This window comes from Pseudoalteromonas sp. T1lg23B (genome assembly GCF_002964665.1).
Lineage (GTDB): Bacteria > Pseudomonadota > Gammaproteobacteria > Enterobacterales > Alteromonadaceae > Pseudoalteromonas.
The window spans coordinates 812,300-831,761 of sequence record NZ_PQBZ01000034.1; the positions used below are offsets into that span (position 1 = coordinate 812,300).

14 protein-coding genes and 9 tRNA genes are annotated in these 19,462 nt (G+C 44.7%); 6 read left to right on the top strand and 17 right to left on the bottom strand.

The genetic code is table 11. The features are described 5' to 3' along the window. Positions 1-57 precede the first annotated feature (57 nt). Entirely contained in the window at positions 58-1,584 is a 1,527-nt protein-coding gene (locus C2M32_RS12110) for a fumarate hydratase (RefSeq protein ID WP_105168650.1), read from the bottom strand. A gap of 156 nt (positions 1,585-1,740) precedes the next feature. On the opposite strand from C2M32_RS12110, the gene pabB reads away from it, so the two are divergent. From pabB to C2M32_RS12125, 3 genes are all read left to right on the top strand, one after another. Then, a complete protein-coding gene (gene pabB, locus C2M32_RS12115) occupies positions 1,741-3,090 on the top strand; it encodes an aminodeoxychorismate synthase component I (RefSeq protein ID WP_105168651.1) in 1,350 nt (449 codons plus the stop codon). 11 nt (positions 3,091-3,101) lie between these two features. Beyond that, positions 3,102-3,671, top strand: a complete 570-nt coding sequence (locus C2M32_RS12120; protein WP_234401286.1) for an NUDIX hydrolase — start codon at positions 3,102-3,104, stop codon at positions 3,669-3,671. Between the two features lie 89 nt (positions 3,672-3,760). Then, positions 3,761-5,137, top strand: coding sequence for an L-serine ammonia-lyase (locus C2M32_RS12125; protein ID WP_105168652.1), 1,377 nt, complete (start codon positions 3,761-3,763; stop codon positions 5,135-5,137). A 139-nt stretch (positions 5,138-5,276) separates the two neighbouring features. Here the strand turns inward: C2M32_RS12125 and C2M32_RS12130 are convergent, their stop codons facing one another. From C2M32_RS12130 to dapB, 5 genes are all read right to left on the bottom strand, one after another. Continuing rightward, positions 5,277-5,861 (bottom strand): rhomboid family intramembrane serine protease, encoded by a 585-nt coding sequence (locus C2M32_RS12130; protein WP_105168653.1) that lies wholly within the window; start codon positions 5,859-5,861, stop codon positions 5,277-5,279. A gap of 130 nt (positions 5,862-5,991) precedes the next feature. Beyond that, entirely contained in the window at positions 5,992-6,468 is a 477-nt protein-coding gene (gene greA, locus C2M32_RS12135; protein WP_105168654.1) for a transcription elongation factor GreA, read from the bottom strand. An 80-nt stretch (positions 6,469-6,548) separates the two neighbouring features. Beyond that, positions 6,549-9,731 (bottom strand): carbamoyl-phosphate synthase large subunit, encoded by a 3,183-nt coding sequence (gene carB, locus C2M32_RS12140; RefSeq protein WP_234401287.1) that lies wholly within the window; start codon positions 9,729-9,731, stop codon positions 6,549-6,551. A gap of 15 nt (positions 9,732-9,746) precedes the next feature. Beyond that, entirely contained in the window at positions 9,747-10,883 is a 1,137-nt protein-coding gene (gene carA, locus C2M32_RS12145; RefSeq protein ID WP_105168655.1) for a glutamine-hydrolyzing carbamoyl-phosphate synthase small subunit, read from the bottom strand. Between the two features lie 209 nt (positions 10,884-11,092). After that, the gene (gene dapB, locus C2M32_RS12150) at positions 11,093-11,896 is read right to left on the bottom strand and encodes a 4-hydroxy-tetrahydrodipicolinate reductase (protein WP_105168656.1); all 804 of its coding nucleotides are present in this window, start codon (positions 11,894-11,896) and stop codon (positions 11,093-11,095) included. A 226-nt stretch (positions 11,897-12,122) separates the two neighbouring features. Here dapB and C2M32_RS12155 point away from each other — a divergent pair, with 226 nt between their 5' ends. The 3 genes from C2M32_RS12155 (at position 12,123) to C2M32_RS12165 (ending at position 15,501) form a co-directional block, all read left to right on the top strand. Next, positions 12,123-13,430: a Na+/H+ antiporter NhaC family protein gene (locus C2M32_RS12155; protein ID WP_105168657.1), complete on the top strand. Its 1,308-nt coding sequence runs from the start codon at positions 12,123-12,125 to the stop codon at positions 13,428-13,430. Positions 13,431-13,512: 82 nt separating this feature from the next. Next, entirely contained in the window at positions 13,513-14,301 is a 789-nt protein-coding gene (locus C2M32_RS12160; protein ID WP_105168658.1) for a nucleoside-binding protein, read from the top strand. Between the two features lie 153 nt (positions 14,302-14,454). Next, positions 14,455-15,501 carry a hypothetical protein gene (locus tag C2M32_RS12165; RefSeq protein WP_105168659.1) on the top strand — a complete coding sequence of 349 codons (1,047 nt, stop codon included), beginning with the start codon at positions 14,455-14,457 and terminating at the stop codon, positions 15,499-15,501. A gap of 271 nt (positions 15,502-15,772) precedes the next feature. Here C2M32_RS12165 and C2M32_RS12170 read toward each other — a convergent pair. From C2M32_RS12170 to uvrC, 11 genes are all read right to left on the bottom strand, one after another. Continuing rightward, positions 15,773-15,859: transfer RNA gene (locus C2M32_RS12170), tRNA-Leu, on the bottom strand. 35 nt (positions 15,860-15,894) lie between these two features. After that, positions 15,895-15,968: transfer RNA gene (locus C2M32_RS12175), tRNA-Cys, on the bottom strand. Between the two features lie 15 nt (positions 15,969-15,983). After that, positions 15,984-16,059: transfer RNA gene (locus tag C2M32_RS12180), tRNA-Gly, on the bottom strand. 91 nt (positions 16,060-16,150) lie between these two features. Next, a tRNA-Gly gene (locus tag C2M32_RS12185) sits at positions 16,151-16,226 on the bottom strand. An 86-nt stretch (positions 16,227-16,312) separates the two neighbouring features. Beyond that, positions 16,313-16,399, bottom strand: a tRNA-Leu gene (locus C2M32_RS12190). Positions 16,400-16,426: 27 nt separating this feature from the next. Further along, positions 16,427-16,502 (bottom strand) — tRNA-Gly (locus C2M32_RS12195). A gap of 29 nt (positions 16,503-16,531) precedes the next feature. Continuing rightward, positions 16,532-16,618 (bottom strand) — tRNA-Leu (locus C2M32_RS12200). Between the two features lie 35 nt (positions 16,619-16,653). Next, positions 16,654-16,727, bottom strand: a tRNA-Cys gene (locus C2M32_RS12205). 15 nt (positions 16,728-16,742) lie between these two features. Then, positions 16,743-16,818 (bottom strand) — tRNA-Gly (locus C2M32_RS12210). 222 nt (positions 16,819-17,040) lie between these two features. Further along, positions 17,041-17,586, bottom strand: coding sequence for a CDP-diacylglycerol--glycerol-3-phosphate 3-phosphatidyltransferase (gene pgsA / locus C2M32_RS12215; protein ID WP_105168660.1), 546 nt, complete (start codon positions 17,584-17,586; stop codon positions 17,041-17,043). 42 nt (positions 17,587-17,628) lie between these two features. Beyond that, a complete protein-coding gene (uvrC, locus tag C2M32_RS12220) occupies positions 17,629-19,452 on the bottom strand; it encodes an excinuclease ABC subunit UvrC (RefSeq protein ID WP_105168661.1) in 1,824 nt (607 codons plus the stop codon). Positions 19,453-19,462: the final 10 nt, after the last annotated feature.

Consider the following 19,462-nt stretch of genomic DNA (forward strand, 5'->3'; position numbering starts at 1 on the left):
CAAAAAAAGCCGTATGATTGACCATCATACGGCTTTGTCTACTCAATGAGAGTGAAATTACTTCAGCTTGGCGTCGAGCTCTTCAATCTTTGCCTTCCAGATCGCAGGTCCCTGCTCATGGGCATTGGCACCCGTGCTATCTACCGCCACGGTTACTGGCATATCTTCAACTTCAAATTCATAAATTGCTTCCATACCCAAGTCTTCAAATGCAACAACGCGCGCTTTTTTGATTGCTTTTGCAACTAAATACGCAGCTCCACCGACCGCCATTAGGTAAATAGATTTATTGTTCTTAATTGACTCAACTGTTGCAGGACCACGCTCGGCTTTACCGATCATGCCAACAATACCGGTGTTTTCCAGCATCATATCAGTAAATTTATCCATACGAGTCGCTGTTGTCGGACCAGCTGGACCTACCGCTTCGTTGCCGACAGCATCAACAGGACCTACGTAGTAAATAAATTTGTTCTCAAAATCGACACCCTCTGGTAAACCTTCACCCGAGTTGATCATATCTTGCAAACGCTTATGCGCTGCATCACGACCCGTTAAGATTTTTCCTGACAATAGAACGGTTTCACCCATTTTCCAATCTTGAGTATCCGCTTTGGTCAGCGTATCTAAGTTCACACGACGGGTATCTTCACCCACTTCCCATGTAACCTCAGGCCAATCTTCTAATTTAGGCGCCTTTAGGTCAGCTGGACCTGAACCGTCCAAGGTAAAGTGCACGTGGCGTGTTGCAGCACAGTTCGGGATCATTACCACTGGCTTAGATGCCGCATGTGTTGGTGCTGTCTTAATTTTAACATCTACAACAGTGGTCAAACCGCCTAAGCCCTGTGCACCTATACCTAATTTATTGGCACGTTCAAAGATCTCTAGACGTAGTTTTTCTTCAGCGGTTTCTGCGCCTCGTTCAATCAGCTCGTGAATATCAACAGGGTCCATCAGTGATTCTTTCGCTAGCACTGCCGCCTTTTCTGCCGTGCCGCCAATGCCTATTCCTAGCATACCAGGAGGACACCAACCCGCTCCCATCAATGGCAAGGTTTTTTCAACCCATGCAGCTACATCGTCAGATGGGTTAAGCATCACCATTTTCGTTTTGTTCTCTGAGCCGCCACCTTTTGCCGCAATCATCACTTCAACTTCTGCGCCCGGCACCATATCAATGTGTACCACAGAAGGAGTATTGTCTTTAGTATTTTTTCGGCTTCCCGCTGGGTCGGCAACAATTGAGGCTCGTAGCGGGTTATCGGGATTCAAATATGCGCGACGTGTACCTTCGTCTACCATTTGTTGAACCGTTAGATCTGTCTTATCCCACTTAACATCCATACCAACTTTTACAAAACAGGTAACAATGCCCGTGTCTTGACAAAGCGGGCGCTTACCTTCAGCTGACATACGCGAGTTAATTAGAATTTGTGCAATAGCATCTTTGGCCGCTTTGCTTTGTTCTTTGTGATAAGCTTTTTCCAAAGCTTGTACAAAGTCCAGAGGGTGATAAAAAGAGATATATTGCAAAGCATCTTCAATACTGTCGATGAAGTCTTGCTGACGGATCATACTCATGACGGTTCCTTAGTTTGTGTTATTAAACGTCTTGGTTAATAACTTAATACATCTAAAAATAGTGAACTTTTATGTGAGTCACTAAGCCACTATAGAAAAATAGATAAGTATGATAACCTCCCCGCCCGTTTCGGGCTAGTTTTCAGGTTCAAGTAAATGCTAAATGACCAAATCAATTGTAAAAAGTTAACTCTAAATCTTTCAACTGACGCCGTTTTTGAGCACTTTGCACACCTTCCCCATGCGATATTACTAGATTCTAGTAATGCCGAGCACGTAAATAGTCGCTTTGATATCATCAGTATCAACCCTAAACACCTGTTAGAAGCAAAAGCTGGTGACATCTATCTAGATGGTCTATTGCAAACACAAAGCTGCTTTGCAATTATGAAAGAAAAGCTGGGCGCTTTATGTCACGAAAAAGCGCCTTTTGATTTACCGTTTTGCGGTGGTTGGTTGGGTTATTTTGGCTACGATTTAGGACGCTATATTGAACAACTTCCAACTCAGGCAACTCAAGATATCGCACTTGCGGATATGAGTATTGGCCTATATTTGGATGCGCTTATTTTCGACAACCAAAACCGTCAATGGTATTACGTCTCTCAGCCAAAAGTGGATAATGCTTGCGACTATCTTGCTAGAGTGGCTGAAAAATCACCTACATATCGGACATTTACGCTGACGTCCAAATGGTGCTCAAATATGACCCAAGCACAATACAACGGCCAATTTGAGAAAATTCAAGAATACTTGCTCAGTGGCGACTGTTATCAAATTAATCTCGCCCAAAGATTTAGCGCCAAGTTTAGTGGCGAGCCATGGCTTGCGTATAAGAAACTACGCGCACATAACAAAGCTCCTTTTTCTGCATATATGAATATTGGCGCTGGCGCTATATTGTCAGTTTCCCCAGAACGTTTTTTGCTCGTTAATGAGCAGCAAGTTGAAACGAAACCGATCAAAGGCACCTTGCCCCGTCTGGCTGACCCCATTGAAGATAAACAGCAAGCTCAGCGTCTGGCGACAAGTAGCAAAGACCGAGCAGAAAATGTCATGATCGTAGACCTGCTTCGCAACGACTTAGGGAAAGTGGCCAAACCGGGTTCAGTACAGGTGCCCAGTCTGTTTGCGATTGAAAGCTTTCCTGCGGTACATCATCTAGTGAGTACCGTGACCAGCGAGCTGGCCGCTGGTAAGTGCGCGGTTGATCAACTAGAGGCCGCTTTCCCCGGTGGCTCTATCACTGGTGCGCCTAAAATAAGGGCTATGGAAATCATAGAAGAACTAGAGCCACATAGACGAAGCGTGTATTGTGGTTCAATAGGATATTTAAGTGCCTGCGGTAGAATGGATACTTCAATTACAATCCGTACACTGGTATGTTGTGATGAACAAATTCACTGTTGGGCTGGAGGCGGAATTGTTGCTGACTCCCAAGCCAATCTTGAATATCAGGAAACCTATCATAAAGTGAATAAGATCTTACCTATTTTAGATAATTGAGAACATGGCCCGTGACACTAGACGAAGTTATTACCCGCTTTTATACCAGCTCTGTACAATATGAAGAGCCTCGTATCGTCGCCCGTCAATCAGTAAAAGCCAGTGCCGTCCTCCTCCCCTTGACCGAAGAAAATGGACTGGCTGCATTGCTGCTGTGTAAGCGGTCTGCGTATCTGAAGCACCACCCTTCTCAACTGTGCTTTCCTGGGGGGAAGGCCGAACCTCATGACGTAAGCTTACAAATGACCGCAATACGCGAAACTCAAGAAGAACTTGGTATTGCTGCGCACCATATCACTCCTATTGGCACACTTAACAAGCACATCACATTAACTGGATTTAACATCTTCCCCGTTGTTGCTACATTGTCACCTCATGCACAGTGGCATACCGACAGTGCCGAAGTTGAAAAAGCATTCACTATCACTATCAATGACTTGGCTAACCCAGAAAACTGGCAAACTTACTCGCTGCAACTGGCAGGTAAAACACGACAACTTCCAGGTTATATCACTCCTCACGGCTTGCTTTGGGGAGCAACTGCAAGCTTAGTCAAAAACTTTATAACTTTGCTAAAATAGGCATAGTAATTTCATAGCACAACGGGTTACAAGGGCGCGTTTTAACGTTATGATGTGCGCCCGTTCAAAGGCAATGTTGAGTAAAAAATATGATTAGTGCATTCGATATGTTTAGTATCGGTATTGGCCCTTCTTCCTCTCATACCGTCGGTCCAATGCGCGCATCGCGATTGTTTGTAAAAGACCTACAAGATAAAGACTTATTGACACAAACAACCGAAGTCAAAGTAGAACTGTTTGGTTCATTAGGGCAAACCGGTATTGGTCACGGCTCTGGAAAAGCTGTAATTTTAGGGTTAGCGGGCCATGATCCTGAAACCATTGATGCCGATGCGGTCCCAGATATCCTAGAAAAAATCGAACAAGAGCAAGTTATCTATCTGGATCAGAGCCATAAAGTTAAATTTCCAAAGCAAGGCGCGATTGTTTTTCACCGCAGAAAGACCCTACCAAAACATTCTAACGCGATGGAAATCGTTGCCCTTAACGGCAAAGACAAAATTCACAGCCAGATTTACTACTCAATAGGTGGTGGCTTTATCGTCACTGATGAACAGTTTGAGCAAGAAAAGCAAGCCGCATTAGACATTCGCGAGCAAAACCCTGCCCCTTACCCCTTTGACACCGCGGAGCAATTGCTTGGTTTATGTAAAGAGTCGGGGTTGAGCGTTTCTTCGTTGATGATGGCGAATGAAAAAACACTTCGTCCAATGGCGGAGATTAAAGCCGAGTTATTCAATATTTGGCAGGTAATGAAGGCCTGTATAGAAAGAGGTATGCGCACGGAAGGAATCTTACCCGGTGGTCTAAAAGTAAAACGCCGAGCTCCCAGCTTGTATTTAAAGTTAAACGTTGAAAATAACAACGATCCGCTACGCGCAATGGATTGGGTCGATTTATTCGCTTTGGCAGTGAACGAAGAAAATGCAGCGGGTGGTCGAGTGGTCACAGCGCCAACAAATGGCGCGGCAGGCATTTTGCCAGCCGTCCTCATGTACTACAACACCTTTATTAGAGAAGTTGATGAAGAAATCGCCACCCGTTACCTACTAACTGCGGCTGCGATTGGTATTCTATACAAGAAGAACGCGTCGATTTCAGGTGCCGAAGTTGGCTGCCAAGGTGAAGTGGGTGTAGCGTGTTCCATGGCCGCGGGTGCACTAACTGAGATCATGGGTGGTAACGTATTACATGTTGAAAACGCGGCTGAAATCGGTATGGAGCACAATTTAGGCCTAACCTGTGACCCTGTCGGTGGTCTAGTACAAGTACCTTGCATTGAACGCAATGCCATGGGCGCAGTAAAAGCCATTAACGCATCACGTCTTGCCATGCGTGGTACGGGCGAGCAAAAAGTATCACTCGATAAAGTGATCAAAACCATGCTCGATACGGGTAATGATATGAAGACCAAATACAAAGAAACCGCCCGAGGTGGTTTAGCCGTTAACATTATCGAGTGTTAATTGACTCTTTGATTTCACTTTTAATGAGCTTATCCAAACAACCTTTAGTCGGTATGATAAGCTCACTTTTCTACCCTCAGTATGCAAACAGCCAACACCGCGTTGCTGTTTATCCGAGCGACACACCTGATTTTTAAGTTTAACTTGCTGCCTTTTTAGCTGAATATGACAGTGTATTCCTGAACATATATGCCGCAACACAGCCACTAATAAAACCAAATAAATGACTCGATGCGCTGGTACTTTCATCAAATGAGAACAAGGTACCCACTAAGCTAATTTGAAAGTACTGAGTGATGGCGAACAAAGCCAGCGCAATGATAAAACTCAATAAGTTACGTCTAAAAATCGCACTGCCCATGATAAAGCCAAAATAGCCCATCACAATACCCGACGCGCCAATGTGAATTGCATAGCTGGCGAATAGCCAAACGAGTAAGCCGGTGAGCACGAATATCACCACCGTAGAACGCTTAAAGCATGGTAACTGACTTGCTAAGTAACCGCTGATCAACAAACCGAATGTATTGCCTATGAGGTGCTGCCAATCACCATGGATGAATGGATAAGTCACAATGCCATACAATCGAGTGCTATCCCATGGTACAAGCCCAAATTGGCTAAATCCGATACCTGTGATACTAGCTAATACGTGCACACTCCACATAACCACCAACATTGCAACAACCAGTTTGAAGTTGCCTAAAGAGAACTGCTTTGTCATAGCCACCCTTAAAGTTTTAGCAGCCTTATTTTATGCATACCATTGAGACGATTACCAGATATCTGTGTTTGGCACAAAATAAAAAGCCGGGCATCACAGCCCGGCTTTTAAGTTATAAACTTGCACTCAGTTAGATATATTCAACTTCGATGATTTCATACTCTACCGTACCATTCGGTGTTTTAATGTTAGCTGTGTCATCTAACTCTTTACCGATTAAACCACGCGCAATTGGTGAATTAACCGAGATAAGGTTATTTTTGATATCAGCTTCATCATCGCCCACAATGCGGTATTTAACTTCTTCATCGGTTTCAACATTACAGATAGTCACAGTAGCACCAAAAATAACTTTACCGTTATTTTCGATTTTCGTGACATCAATCACCTGAGAAGTTGAAAGCTTCGCTTCAATTTCTTGAATACGGCCTTCACAAAAACCTTGCTGCTCACGCGCTGCGTGATATTCAGCATTTTCTTTTAAGTCTCCGTGTTCGCGGGCGTCCGCGATATCGGCAACAATTTTTGGACGAACCACCGATTTTAAATGGTTAAGTTCTTCGCGAAGCAATTGCTCGCCTCGCACTGTCATCGGAATTGATTGCATAAGTATCTCACTTAATACCAGGGCCTTTAAACCCTGGTTTAGTCCTTAGTTCAATCGTTGGTGTAGCTCTTGTACAGAATTTACCGTGTTTCTGTCGTCTGCTGCGTGTGCAGAGCAGTTAGCAAATGCTGCATTAAGCGTGGTGGTGTAATTTGTCTTATGTTGCAATGCACCACGACGTAACACCTTCGAGTCTTCGATCGCTTGGGACCTTCAGTGGTATTTACTATGTAGCTATACTCACCATTTTTGATTCTATCAAGAATGTGAGGGCGACCTTCATATACCTTGTTCACGCGACGTACTTCAATGCCTGCTTCTTCTAAGGCTTTGGCTGTACCGTTGGTTGCGTCTAGCTCAAAACCAATTTCTTTCATGATTTTAGCAAGCTCAACAACACGTGACTTGTCGCTGTTACGCACAGATAGTAGCGCGCGGCCACCGCGTGGTAAAGCATTACCAGCACCTAATTGTGCTTTTGCAAACGCTTCGGCGAAGTTTTCACCAACACCCATTACTTCACCCGTCGAACGCATCTCTGGGCCTCGTAGTGGGTCAACACCTTGGAACTTGGCAAACGGTAGCACCACTTCTTTTACACTGTAATAAGGAGGGATAACTTCGCTTGTCACGCCTTGGCTAACGAGTGATTGACCCGCCATACAACGTGCCGCAACTTTTGCTAGGGCAACGCCTGTCGCTTTAGATACAAATGGTACTGTTCGTGCTGCACGTGGGTTCACTTCAATGAGGTAAACTTGACCATCTTTTACCGCAAACTGTGTGTTCATCAAGCCTACAACGCCAAGTTCAAGTGCCATATCAGTCACTTGCTTGCGCATTACATCCTGAATTTCTTGCGATAATGTGTGAGCTGGTAGCGAACATGCTGAGTCACCAGAGTGAACACCCGCCTGTTCGATGTGCTCCATGATACCACCGATGATCACTTGCTCACCGTCACAGATAGCATCCACGTCGACTTCGATTGCATCGTCAAGGAAACGGTCTAACAGCACAGGTGCCTCGTTTGATGCAGATACCGCTTCAGTCATATAACGACGTAAATCATCTTCGTCGTATACGATTTCCATTGCGCGACCACCCAGTACGTATGATGGACGAACAACAAGTGGGAAGCCAATTTCCTGAGATTTAGCGACCGCTTCTTCAAGTGAAGTTACCGTCGCGTTATCAGGCTGAAGAAGATTCAAACGCTCGACAAGCTGCTGGAAACGCTCACGGTCTTCCGCACGGTCAATTGCATCCGGTGAAGTACCAATGATTGGAACACCGTTCGCCTCAAGTGCGCGAGCTAGCTTAAGTGGCGTTTGACCACCGTACTGTACAATCACCCCTTTTGGCTTTTCTACACGTACGATTTCGAGTACGTCTTCCAGTGTGATTGGTTCGAAGAACAAGCGATCTGAGGTATCGTAATCTGTAGATACAGTCTCAGGGTTACAGTTAACCATGATAGTTTCATAACCATCTTCACGCATCGCAAGCGCCGCGTGTACGCAGCAGTAGTCAAACTCAATACCTTGGCCGATACGGTTTGGACCGCCACCGATAACCATGATTTTGTCTTTATCTGATGGGTTCGCTTCACACTCTTCATCGTAAGTCGAATACATGTAAGCGGTATCAGAGCTAAATTCTGCGGCACAGGTATCAACACGCTTATAGACTGGCACGATATCTAGCTGGTGACGCTTTTTACGGATTTCACCTTCAGACACACCTGCGATTTCTGCGATACGTGCATCAGCAAAACCTTTACGCTTTAAGCGACGCAGGAAGTCTTTGTTCAGACCAGCCATACCCACTTCAGCAATTGTTGTTTCATCTTTGATGATGTCTTCGATTTGTACTAAGTACCAAGGGTCAATCTTAGTTAATTCAAAGACATCTTCAACGCTCATGCCGTGACGCATTGCGTCAGCAACGTACCAAATACGCTCGGCACCTGGCTCGCGTAGTTCACGAATAATGGTTTCTTTTGCTTTTGGGTCATCCAGCGCAACGATTGGGTTGAAACCCGTTGCGCCAACTTCCAAACCACGTAACGCTTTGTGCAATGATTCTTGTTGGTTACGACCAATCGCCATCACTTCACCCACTGACTTCATCTGAGTCGTCAAGCGGTCATTCGCACCAGCAAACTTTTCAAAGTTAAAACGTGGGATCTTAGTAACAACGTAGTCAATCGAAGGTTCAAACGATGCAGGTGTCGCGCCGCCCGTAATGTCGTTTTGTAACTCGTCTAGTGTGTAACCAACCGCAAGCTTGGCTGCAATTTTAGCGATAGGGAAACCAGTCGCTTTAGACGCAAGCGCCGAAGAGCGAGATACACGTGGGTTCATCTCGATGATAACCATACGACCGTCAACTGGGTTAACACCAAACTGAACGTTTGAACCACCGGTTTCAACACCGATTTCACGCAATACCGCCATCGAAGCATTACGCATGATTTGGTATTCTTTATCCGTCAGGGTTTGCGCTGGTGCAACGGTGATTGAGTCACCGGTGTGAACACCCATTGGGTCAAAGTTTTCGATTGAACAAACGATGATACAGTTGTCGTTCTTGTCGCGAACCACTTCCATTTCATACTCTTTCCAACCGATTAAGCTTTCATCAATCAAAAGCTCGCTTGTTGGAGATAAGTCTAACCCGCGAGTACAGATTTCATCGAATTCTTCTTGGTTGTATGCAACACCACCACCGGTACCGCCCATGGTGAATGACGGACGAATTATACATGGGAAGCCAATGCGAGATAAAACATCATGCGCTTCTTCCATTGAGTGTGCGATTTCTGCACGCGGACACTCAAGGCCGATATTTTTCATCGCCGCATCAAAACGCTCACGGTTCTCTGCTTTGTCGATGGCATCAGCTGTAGCACCAATCAACTCAACACCATGCTTGGCCAACACACCGTGCTTGTCTAAATCAAGCGCACAGTTTAGTGCAGTTTGACCGCCCATGGTTGGCAATACCGCGTCCGGCTTTTCTTTTTCAATGATTTTTTCTACCACTTCCCAATGGATTGGCTCGATATATGTCGCATCGGCCATTTCAGGGTCTGTCATGATAGTTGCTGGGTTTGAGTTTACGAGAATAACTCGATAGCCTTCTTCTCTTAGCGCTTTACAAGCTTGTGCACCTGAGTAGTCGAACTCACACGCCTGACCAATAACGATTGGGCCTGCGCCTAAGATAAGAATGCTTTTTATATCAGTACGTTTTGGCATTGTTACTCCGCTCTCTTAAGCTTTATGGGCTTGCATTAGGTCAATGAAATGGTCAAACAACGGTGCCGCATCATGCGGGCCAGGGCTGGCTTCAGGGTGACCCTGGAAGCTAAATGCTGGCTTGTCTGTACGGTGAATACCTTGCAATGTACCATCAAACAACGATACGTGAGTGGCTCGTAATGTCTCAGGTAAGCTGGCTTCATCAGCGGCAAAGCCGTGGTTTTGCGCAGTGATCATTACCACATTACGGTCTAGGTCTTTAACTGGATGGTTACCACCGTGGTGGCCAAACTTCATTTTTACTGTTTTTGCACCCGAAGCAAGCGCCAGTAGTTGGTGACCTAAACAGATACCAAAAATAGGTGTGTTTGTTTCTAAAAATGCTTTAATCGCTTCAATGGCGTAAGTACATGGCTCAGGGTCGCCAGGGCCATTTGAAAGGAAGATACCGTCTGGATTTAGTGCCAACACGTCTGCAGCGGAGGTTTCTGCAGGCACTACGGTAAGTTTACAGCCGCGGTCAACTAACATGCGTAAGATGTTTTTCTTAACGCCGAAGTCATAAGCAACTACGTGAAATCTTTCTTGTTCTGCCGTAAGGGTCTTATAACCCTCGCCAAGTGTCCAGCTTGACTCTTTCCAAGTGTACTGCTCTTTAGTACACACTACTTTGGCTAAATCCATGCCCTTCAAACCTGGGAACGCTTTTGCTGCTTCTAGTGCTTGATTCTCATCAAGTGAGTCACCTGCAATGATACAGCCATTCTGTGCGCCCTTGTCACGTAAGATACGTGTCAATTTACGAGTGTCTATATCAGCAATTCCTAGAATATTTCGAGCTTTTAGATAGTCGCTTAACGATTGCTCGTTACGGAAATTACTGGCTAGCAAAGGCAAATCACGGATCACTAGGCCTTTCGCCCAGATCTGGTCCGCTTCTTCGTCTTCACTGTTAGTACCGGTATTACCGATGTGCGGGTAAGTCAGCGTTACGATTTGTTCCGCATAAGACGGGTCAGTCAAGATTTCTTGATAACCAGTCATAGACGTATTGAATACTACTTCACCGACTGACATACCGTCAGCACCGATAGCAGTACCGCGAAACACTGTGCCGTCTTCTAGGACTAACAGGGCGGATTTAGTCAAGTTAACCTCCTAATGGTAAAAAACGGGAGCAAGCTACAACGCTTTTCATCCCGTTCACAAAGCGCTTGGTAACACGCAGTTATTAATTTTTGGCAAATTCGTTATAGTCTACAGCAATTTCATAGATTCGTCTAACCCAAGCAACAAAAACATTAGAAATAGTGCTTTTTATAAAAAAAATTCACGAAAGCGCTAAAAAAGTATGTTTACTACTTCAATCCGAGCACATCTTGCATGTCATAAAGTCCATTTGGTTTATTTCTCAACCACTTCGCAGCCCTTACTGCACCAGACGCAAAGGTCAGACGAGATGTCGCTTTGTGAGTTAATTCAAGCCTTTCGCCCATAGTTGCGAAATAAGCCGTATGTTCACCTACTATATCTCCAGCTCTGAGCACCGAATAACCGATCTCATTTTGAGATTTGGCCTGCTCGACTGCTGTGCGGTCATATCGCGCTACTTGCTCATGATCCCACCCTTTTGCCTCAGCAATCGCTTCACCAATTGCCAGTGCCGTGCCAGACGGAGCATCTATTTTATTCCTGTGATGCGCTTCGAATATTTCAATATCCAGTTCATCTGCTAACTTAGTGGCAGCCGTTTTTACTAAATCCAATAATAAGGTCACACCCACGCTAAAGTTGCGAGCAAAAACAATTGGAATATGCTGTGCTGCGTCTTTCAACAACGCCATATCCTCAGCAGTTAAGCCGGTTGTGCCAATTACCATAGGCAATTTATTTGAGACAGCAAGCTGTAAATGGCGCTTCATACCTTCTGGTAAAGTAAAGTCGATAAGTACATTAGCACCAGTTTGCACCAGAAGTTCCTCGTCAGTGAAAACTAAAGTTTCTGGCGCACATGGCTGCTTACTACTGACCAAAGTACCCAGCAATTCTGAACCTGAACGCACCGCTGCGGCAGCAATATCAGTGTTACTTGCTTGAGTACACGCCTCTACTAACGCCAGACCCATACGGCCATTAGCACCAAAAATTCCAATTTTATCCATGTCTTAACTCGATCTGAAAAGGTTAGCTTATTGTTCTAGGCTATAGAGTTTATCAATTCTCTATGCCATAGTCAGTGAAAGAACAATAATAACAGAATACCGTAGACTTTGGACGTCTAAATGTATAAACTTCCAGCTTTCGCCGATTTACTTATTGCGGGCGTTTGAAGTTTAAATACAGCTAATAAAGGATCTCTGGCTGTGGTATTTAATTTTGGGGAGCACAATGCAGCCAAACACTCTACATGCGAAGCTATCGCTATTACCCTTACTTGTTTTTGTCGGGCTTTTCCTCGGCGCGGGGTTATACCTTCAATCCCAAGGGGTTGATTATGCGTTTTATCAGTTACCAGCACCCGTTGCTATCTTACCTGCGATAGTCGTCGCTTTCTTAATTAACAAAGGTAGTATTAATAACAGTGTCGAAACGTTTATAAAGGGCGCGGGACACAACAACATTATCACCATGTGTTTGATTTACCTACTCGCAGGAGCCTTTTCTGCCGTAGCGGGTGCAACGGGTGGTGTTGATGCCGTAGTCAATGCGGGGTTATCATTTATTCCAGCATCATTCTTACTGCCTGGTTTATTTTTAATCTCAGCAGTTGTGTCAACCGCAATGGGAACCTCAATGGGAACCATAGGTGCGATTGGGCCGATTGCCTATGCGGTGTCGTTGAAAACGGGTATTGATCCAGCCCTTATGGCCGGTACCATAGTCTCTGGTGCTATGTTTGGCGACAACCTATCGATTATCTCAGACACCACCATTGCCGCTACACGCACCCAAGGCTGTGAAATGAAGGATAAGTTTAGAGAGAACCTAAAAATTGCGTTACCAGCCGCAATCCTAACAGTCTTGTTATTACTATTCTTAACCCCAGAACCTCAAGTCGTCGATGCTAAACCTTTTGAATGGCTGCTTGTATTACCGTACATTTTTATTCTGGTACTGGCAGTAGCAGGACTGAACGTCTTTGTTGTGCTATTCAGTGGTATTGTATTTGCCGCTGCGATGGGTTTTACGGGAGATTATCAAGCCGGAAGCTTTGCAAAAGACGTATATAAAGGTTTCAGTGACATGCAGGAGATTTTCTTGCTATCAATGTTCATTGGTGGCCTGTCTGAATTTATTCGCATCAACGGTGGTTTAGATTACCTCGCATTAAAAATCCAGAAATTAACCTCTATTGTGGCTAAATGGCATCGAAAAGTAGCCGATCAGCTGGGAATTGCCGCATTGGTTTTAGTCAGCAATCTATGTATTGCCAATAATACGGTCAGTATCATTGTTGCAGGGCCTGTGGCTAAAAAACTAGCTGATGATGGCCAGATAAGTGGCAAACGCTCTGCAAGCTTGCTGGATATTTTCGCCTGCGTCATGCAAGGCTCGTTGCCTTATGGTGCACAAGCTTTGTTATTGGGCGCTACCTTTAAGATCAGCCCGTGGGATGTGTCAACCTCATCATTCTACTGCTTTATTCTTGCGTTCACTGCCATCACCGTTATCTGCTTACGCAGAAACAAAGCCTAATTTCTCATCGCACAAATGCGCTCCGTTTGCGAGCGCATTGTCTATAATTCATACAACAATACACCTAGACTCAAGGATATGTATGAATTATAAAGTCTTGCTCTGCACTCTCGGTTTAGTACTATTTTCTTTTTCATCAGTGTCTTATGCTGCTTATTGGAGTAAAACGCAGCTCCACATTAACCGCGGGAAACTCATCCAACCTTTTTCTAAACAAGAATCCATAACCGATATCCTCTCTCTACAACATGCTTCTGCTCATGAATTTGGTGATATTTTCTTTTTTATCGACTATTTGGATGATGATCACCCTGACGGCTTTAATGACGGTGATATCTACACAGAAGCTTATGTTACTTTCAGCACTAAGACTCTATTTAACTGGAACTATAACTTTTGGCGATTGAAAGATATGGGCTTTGTTCTGGGCGTTAATGCCGGTGATGATACTAAGGTGATGAAGTACTTACCGGGCATAAAACTCAGTTGGGATATTCCTGGATTCAAATTTCTGACTACCACATTCACGGGCTACTTTGATGATAATGCAGGTTTGGCTAAGCAAGGTGTCCCGCAAACCAATAATACCTTTATGCTCGATTTAGCATGGGGGTATCCCTATCAGCTAGGAGCACAAAAATTCTACTTTACTGGCCACGCTGAATACATTGGCTCAAGACGTGATGAAACAGGAAAATACGTTAATGACTGGATACTGGCGCAAATGGCATTTCAGTGGGACTTGGGCAATGCACTGGGTCACAACAGCGACATCCTAATGTTAGGTGTTGAGTGGCAGGTTTGGCGAAACAAACTGGGGACCTCAGTCAACGAGTCATCGCCCCAGCTGCATTTGGTATGGACATTTTAATCCCGTGCCATGACCGGCTAGATGCATGTAACAAGCAGTAATATCAGATAGCTATATTTTGTACTTTAATTGCAGTACTTGCCATTGCCTATTGGGTTTCAATAGCCCATGGGCGGGTGGTATAACCCATAAGCTAAGCCTAAGGAGAAGCAAATGTCGCATGTTACCGTTAAAACTGTGAGTGCCCTCGCTGGAGAAACCCTGAGCGATTACAGAGCAAGCCAGATGAAAGAAGCCCGTTGGAAAAATGTCACACAAGGTGTATCAGATAGAGACTTAGATGATAACTTTGATTTCTTAAATGGAGCCGTTTTAAATCGTGATGCAGGTGGTGAGATGCTGCTGACCACCACGGGCCTATTTGGCCCTATACGTTCAGGAACCTTCGTGCATTTGGATATCAATGCCCATAATCAGGTAGTACCTAGCAAACGCGCAGCAACAAATGAAACTGAAACCCTCATCAAACACCTAAATAGGCTACACAGAGAATACACACATCGTCCCCCCTCGCGTGAACATGCCTTGCTCGTCAATGGCTTTTGGACCGCTGCGGTAGACGGAGCTGGCATTACCGGCCTTGATGGCTCAGCTAATGTATTTGGTAGTACGGGCCAGTTGATTTGTGATGTGGATGAGTTGCATTTTCCGCTGTTGCGCTATGGTGACAGTAAAGAGTCTCAAGATCATTTTAATAGGACGCTCGCATATTATGGCGGTAAGCTACTTGAACCCGAAGAAGAGTTTGCACTAGGATTTAATCAAGACCTGTGGGGCATCCAATATGACCAAAAGCTGCCACAGTACGTGACTGAGTATCAGTTCGGACCCACAAAAGGAGGTGGTTTGTTTGTTGAACACCACCCTTTTCCACACATCTGGCTGCCAGCTCAAGGTAAAGACCCCGTATTTGGACAACATACAATTTCACGTATTTTGTTAGGTCGCAGAGTTGATACACAGCAAGAGGATGACTATTTCCGCACCGTCACCAGCGAGCAGTATCATTTCACCATGTTTGAAATTCCACTCAACGGCAGTGCGCTGGCGATTCGCCCTCAGTGTATTCATAACGACAGCTTTACCGAAGGGGCACAGACAGTATTTTTAGCTAACACCGCAGCAAATACCGTGGCGCTGCGCCACAGTGCCCCCATCAATAGTATGTGTGTAGGAGATCTGCCATTTCATAAGCGATAAAAATAGACAAACGGTGCTGCTATGTACGTGTAGTAGCAGCTCCCCTAAACCTATGGGCCACAGACTAATAATCGACATTGAGGCATTGCGAAGTGACCTATAAATTAAGTGATCGCAATTTTTCAAATAACAGTAGACACGTTGCATGATTACAACAAGCGCTCACCCTCACTCACCTGCTAAATGTCATCTGATATAAAAACACCGCTGACAAGATTGCATCGTGTGAAGTAAATGTGTGTTTAATAGAGTCGTTGAGAAAATTTTAAAATGGTGCCCGGGGCCGGACTTGAACCGGCACGCTGTTACCAGCGAGGGATTTTAAATCCCTTGTGTCTACCAATTCCACCACCCGGGCATCGGGTTGCTTTCGCGTGTGGAGAGTGTGATAAATGGAGGCGGAACCCGGAGTCGAACCGAGGTAGACGGATTTGCAATCCGCTGCATGGCCACTCTGCCATTCCGCCGTCTTATCGAAAGTTTGGAGCGAGTAACGAGGTTCGAACTCGTGACCTCGACCTTGGCAAGGTCGCGCTCTACCAGCTGAGCTATACTCGCATCACTAATGCGCTTTTAATCAGTTGAAGAATTAATCGAATTTCAACTGAGCTGTGCTCGCAAACTTCAAAAAGAGGACCTGATATTTGATTGGAGCGAGTAACGAGGTTCGAACTCGTGACCTCGACCTTGGCAAGGTCGCGCTCTACCAGCTGAGCTATACTCGCATCACTTATGCGTTTTAATCAGTTGAAGTTATTAAGAAGCTTGGTCGCGTCTTTCTAATTTCAGCTGAGCTATACTCGCAATCAAATGGTGCCCGGGGCCGGACTTGAACCGGCACGCTGTTACCAGCGAGGGATTTTAAATCCCTTGTGTCTACCAATTCCACCACCCGGGCATCGGGTCTTATGCTAAAGCGTTAGATTGGAGCGAGTAACGAGGTTCGAACTCGTGACCTCGACCTTGGCAAGGTCGCGCTCTACCAGCTGAGCTATACTCGCATCTTTTTGAGATACATCTCTAATCTAAATGGTGCCCGGGGCCGGACTTGAACCGGCACGCTGTTACCAGCGAGGGATTTTAAATCCCTTGTGTCTACCAATTCCACCACCCGGGCATCGGGTTTGCTTTCGCATGTGGAGTGTTGAGATATGGAGGCGGAACCCGGAGTCGAACCGAGGTAGACGGATTTGCAATCCGCTGCATAGCCACTCTGCCATTCCGCCGACTTGATTAAAGATTGGAGCGAGTAACGAGGTTCGAACTCGTGACCTCGACCTTGGCAAGGTCGCGCTCTACCAGCTGAGCTATACTCGCATCTTTAAATGCGCTTTACTGAGTTGAAATCATTAAGAAGCTTGGTCGCGTCTTTCTAATTTCAGCTGAGTTATACTCGCAATCTTTAACATCAAAGGCGTGCTGCCCTCTCAACACGGACGCATTCTACAGAAGTTACGAAACGCGTCAATATAAAAAATGAATGTTTTTAATCGTTTGTTCAAAATTTATCTAAACTGATGTGTTAATAAGCACTTCGAGTTAAGATTTGGTCAATTCTGCCTTCGCTGCATGTAAATAAGCAACCATTGACGTGACAGTTAATAACGTGGCCACGGCCAATAACGCATAGCTTAAATTAATCATCCAAGGTGCGTATTGCCAAATCAAACCTATAATGGCGAGCATTTGTGCAGCCGTTTTAAATTTACCAAGCGAAGATACCGCAACATCGTCACGCTTGCCCAGTTCAGCCATCCACTCTCTAAGTGCCGAGATAACAATTTCACGGCTGATGATAATGATCGCCGCCGCGGTCACGAAATAATTTTGGTAGTAAGTCGCAAGCATGACCAGAGCAACACTCACCATCACCTTATCAGCAACTGGGTCTAAGAATGCTCCAAAAGGTGTTGATTGCTCTAGTTTACGAGCCAGGTAGCCATCAAGAATATCGGTTACAGAGGCGAGCCAAAAAATGAATGCAGCTGCAAAAAATGCCCATGAGTAAGGCAAATAAAATAACACTGCAAATACAGGAATGAGTAACAACCTAAATGTTGTAAGTGTGTTTGGAATATTCCACATAACTACTTAGTGAGGTCTTTTTCTTTATGTTCGCATGAATGCTTAAGCTTTGTCATGCAAATGGTTAAATATCTTTTCAGCCGTTTTAGGACTGATCCCGGGAACTTGCTTTAGCTGATGGATACTAGCGGACTTCACCCCTTGCATTCCACCTAAATATTTTAAAAGCGCTTGACGACGCTTAAGACCAACACCTTCAATTTCTTCCAATACGGACTGAGTGCGCTGCTTTTGTCTTTTGTTACGATGTCCTGCGATAGCGAAGCGGTGCGATTCATCCCTGATGTGCTGAATTAAATGTAACGCCGGAGAGTCACTGTCTAAATTAACCGTTCTACGCCCACCATCAATTAATAATGTCTCTAAGCCGGGCTTACGACTTGTGCCTTTGGCAACACCGACGAGTAATGGTAACTTATCTAACGACCAATCAGCAAAAAAAGCTTCTGCTCGGCCCAGTTGTCCCTTCCCTCCATCTATAAAAATGACATCAGGCACTTTAGTTTCATCCTGTAACTTTCCATATCGCTTATTCAGCGCAAAATCCATGGCTGCATAATCATCTCCCGGCGTCACCCCCGTCACATTGTAGCGGCGATATTCCTTGTTATTTGGTCCTTGCGCATCAAATACCACACACGATGCCACAGTATTCTCACCCATGGTATGACTGATATCAAAACATTCCATTCTTTGTATATCACTCATTTGCAGTGCTTCTTTGAGTAGAGCATAGCGTTTGTTAATAGAATCTTGAGCGCTTTGTTTTACAGTAATGCTATTTAGCGCATTTTTATTCGCCAATGCGAGATATTGCGCTCGTTCTGAACGTACCTGTGCTCTAAATATCACTTTTCGTTGTGCTACTTCACTTAAAGCGCAAGCCAGCTCTTCTTGTTCTTGCAATGCAAAAGGCAAAATAATTTCTTTCGCAATACGGCTATGCGTACCACCACTGAGATAATACTGCCCGATAAACGAGGTGAGTATTTCATCTTGCAGTGAATCTTTAGGCACTTTAGGAAAATATGTTTTGGTGCCCAGTACTTTATGTTCACGGATCATCAGCATATGTATCGCGCATAAACCATTTTGCTGCACAAAACCAATGACATCCATTTCGGCAAAATTACCAGCAATTGATTGTTGTTCCTGCATCTGTCTCAATAATGCAATTTGATCGCGATACTTTGCTGCCAATTCAAAATTCAGTGCCATACTGGCAGTTTCCATACGCGCTACTAGCTTCGCAATCACCTGCTGTGATTTACCATTGAGAAATTGACGCACCAGATCAACCTGATCGAAATAGTCTTCATCTGATACCTTACCAACACAAGGCGCGCTACAACGCTTTAACTGATACTGCAAACATGGACGGCTTCGCGCTCGATAATAAACATCTTCACATTGACGAACAGGGAAAATCTTTTGCATCAAACGCAAGCTTTCAGAAACCGCAGCACTACTTGGGAAAGGCCCAAAATATTCACCTTTATATTTTCTCGCACCACGATGAAATGCCAACCGAGGATGCTTGTGACCACTCAAAAATATGTAAGGATAAGACTTATCGTCTCGAAGTAAGATATTATATCTAGGTTGATATTTCTTTATTAAATTATTTTCTAACAGTAGCGCTTCTGTTTCTGTGTTGGTAAGAGTTACTTCAATATTACAGATATTACTAACAAGAACGCGAGTTTTGCTGTCAGGAATGTTAGCGCGAAAATAACTCGAAACACGTTTTTTGAGGTTTTTAGCCTTACCCACATAAATGACCTGATGCTCGTCGTCATACATACGATAAACACCAGGCTCTGTGCTCAAGGTTTTGAGAAATGCTTTGTGATCAAATACGGCCATCTAAATGATA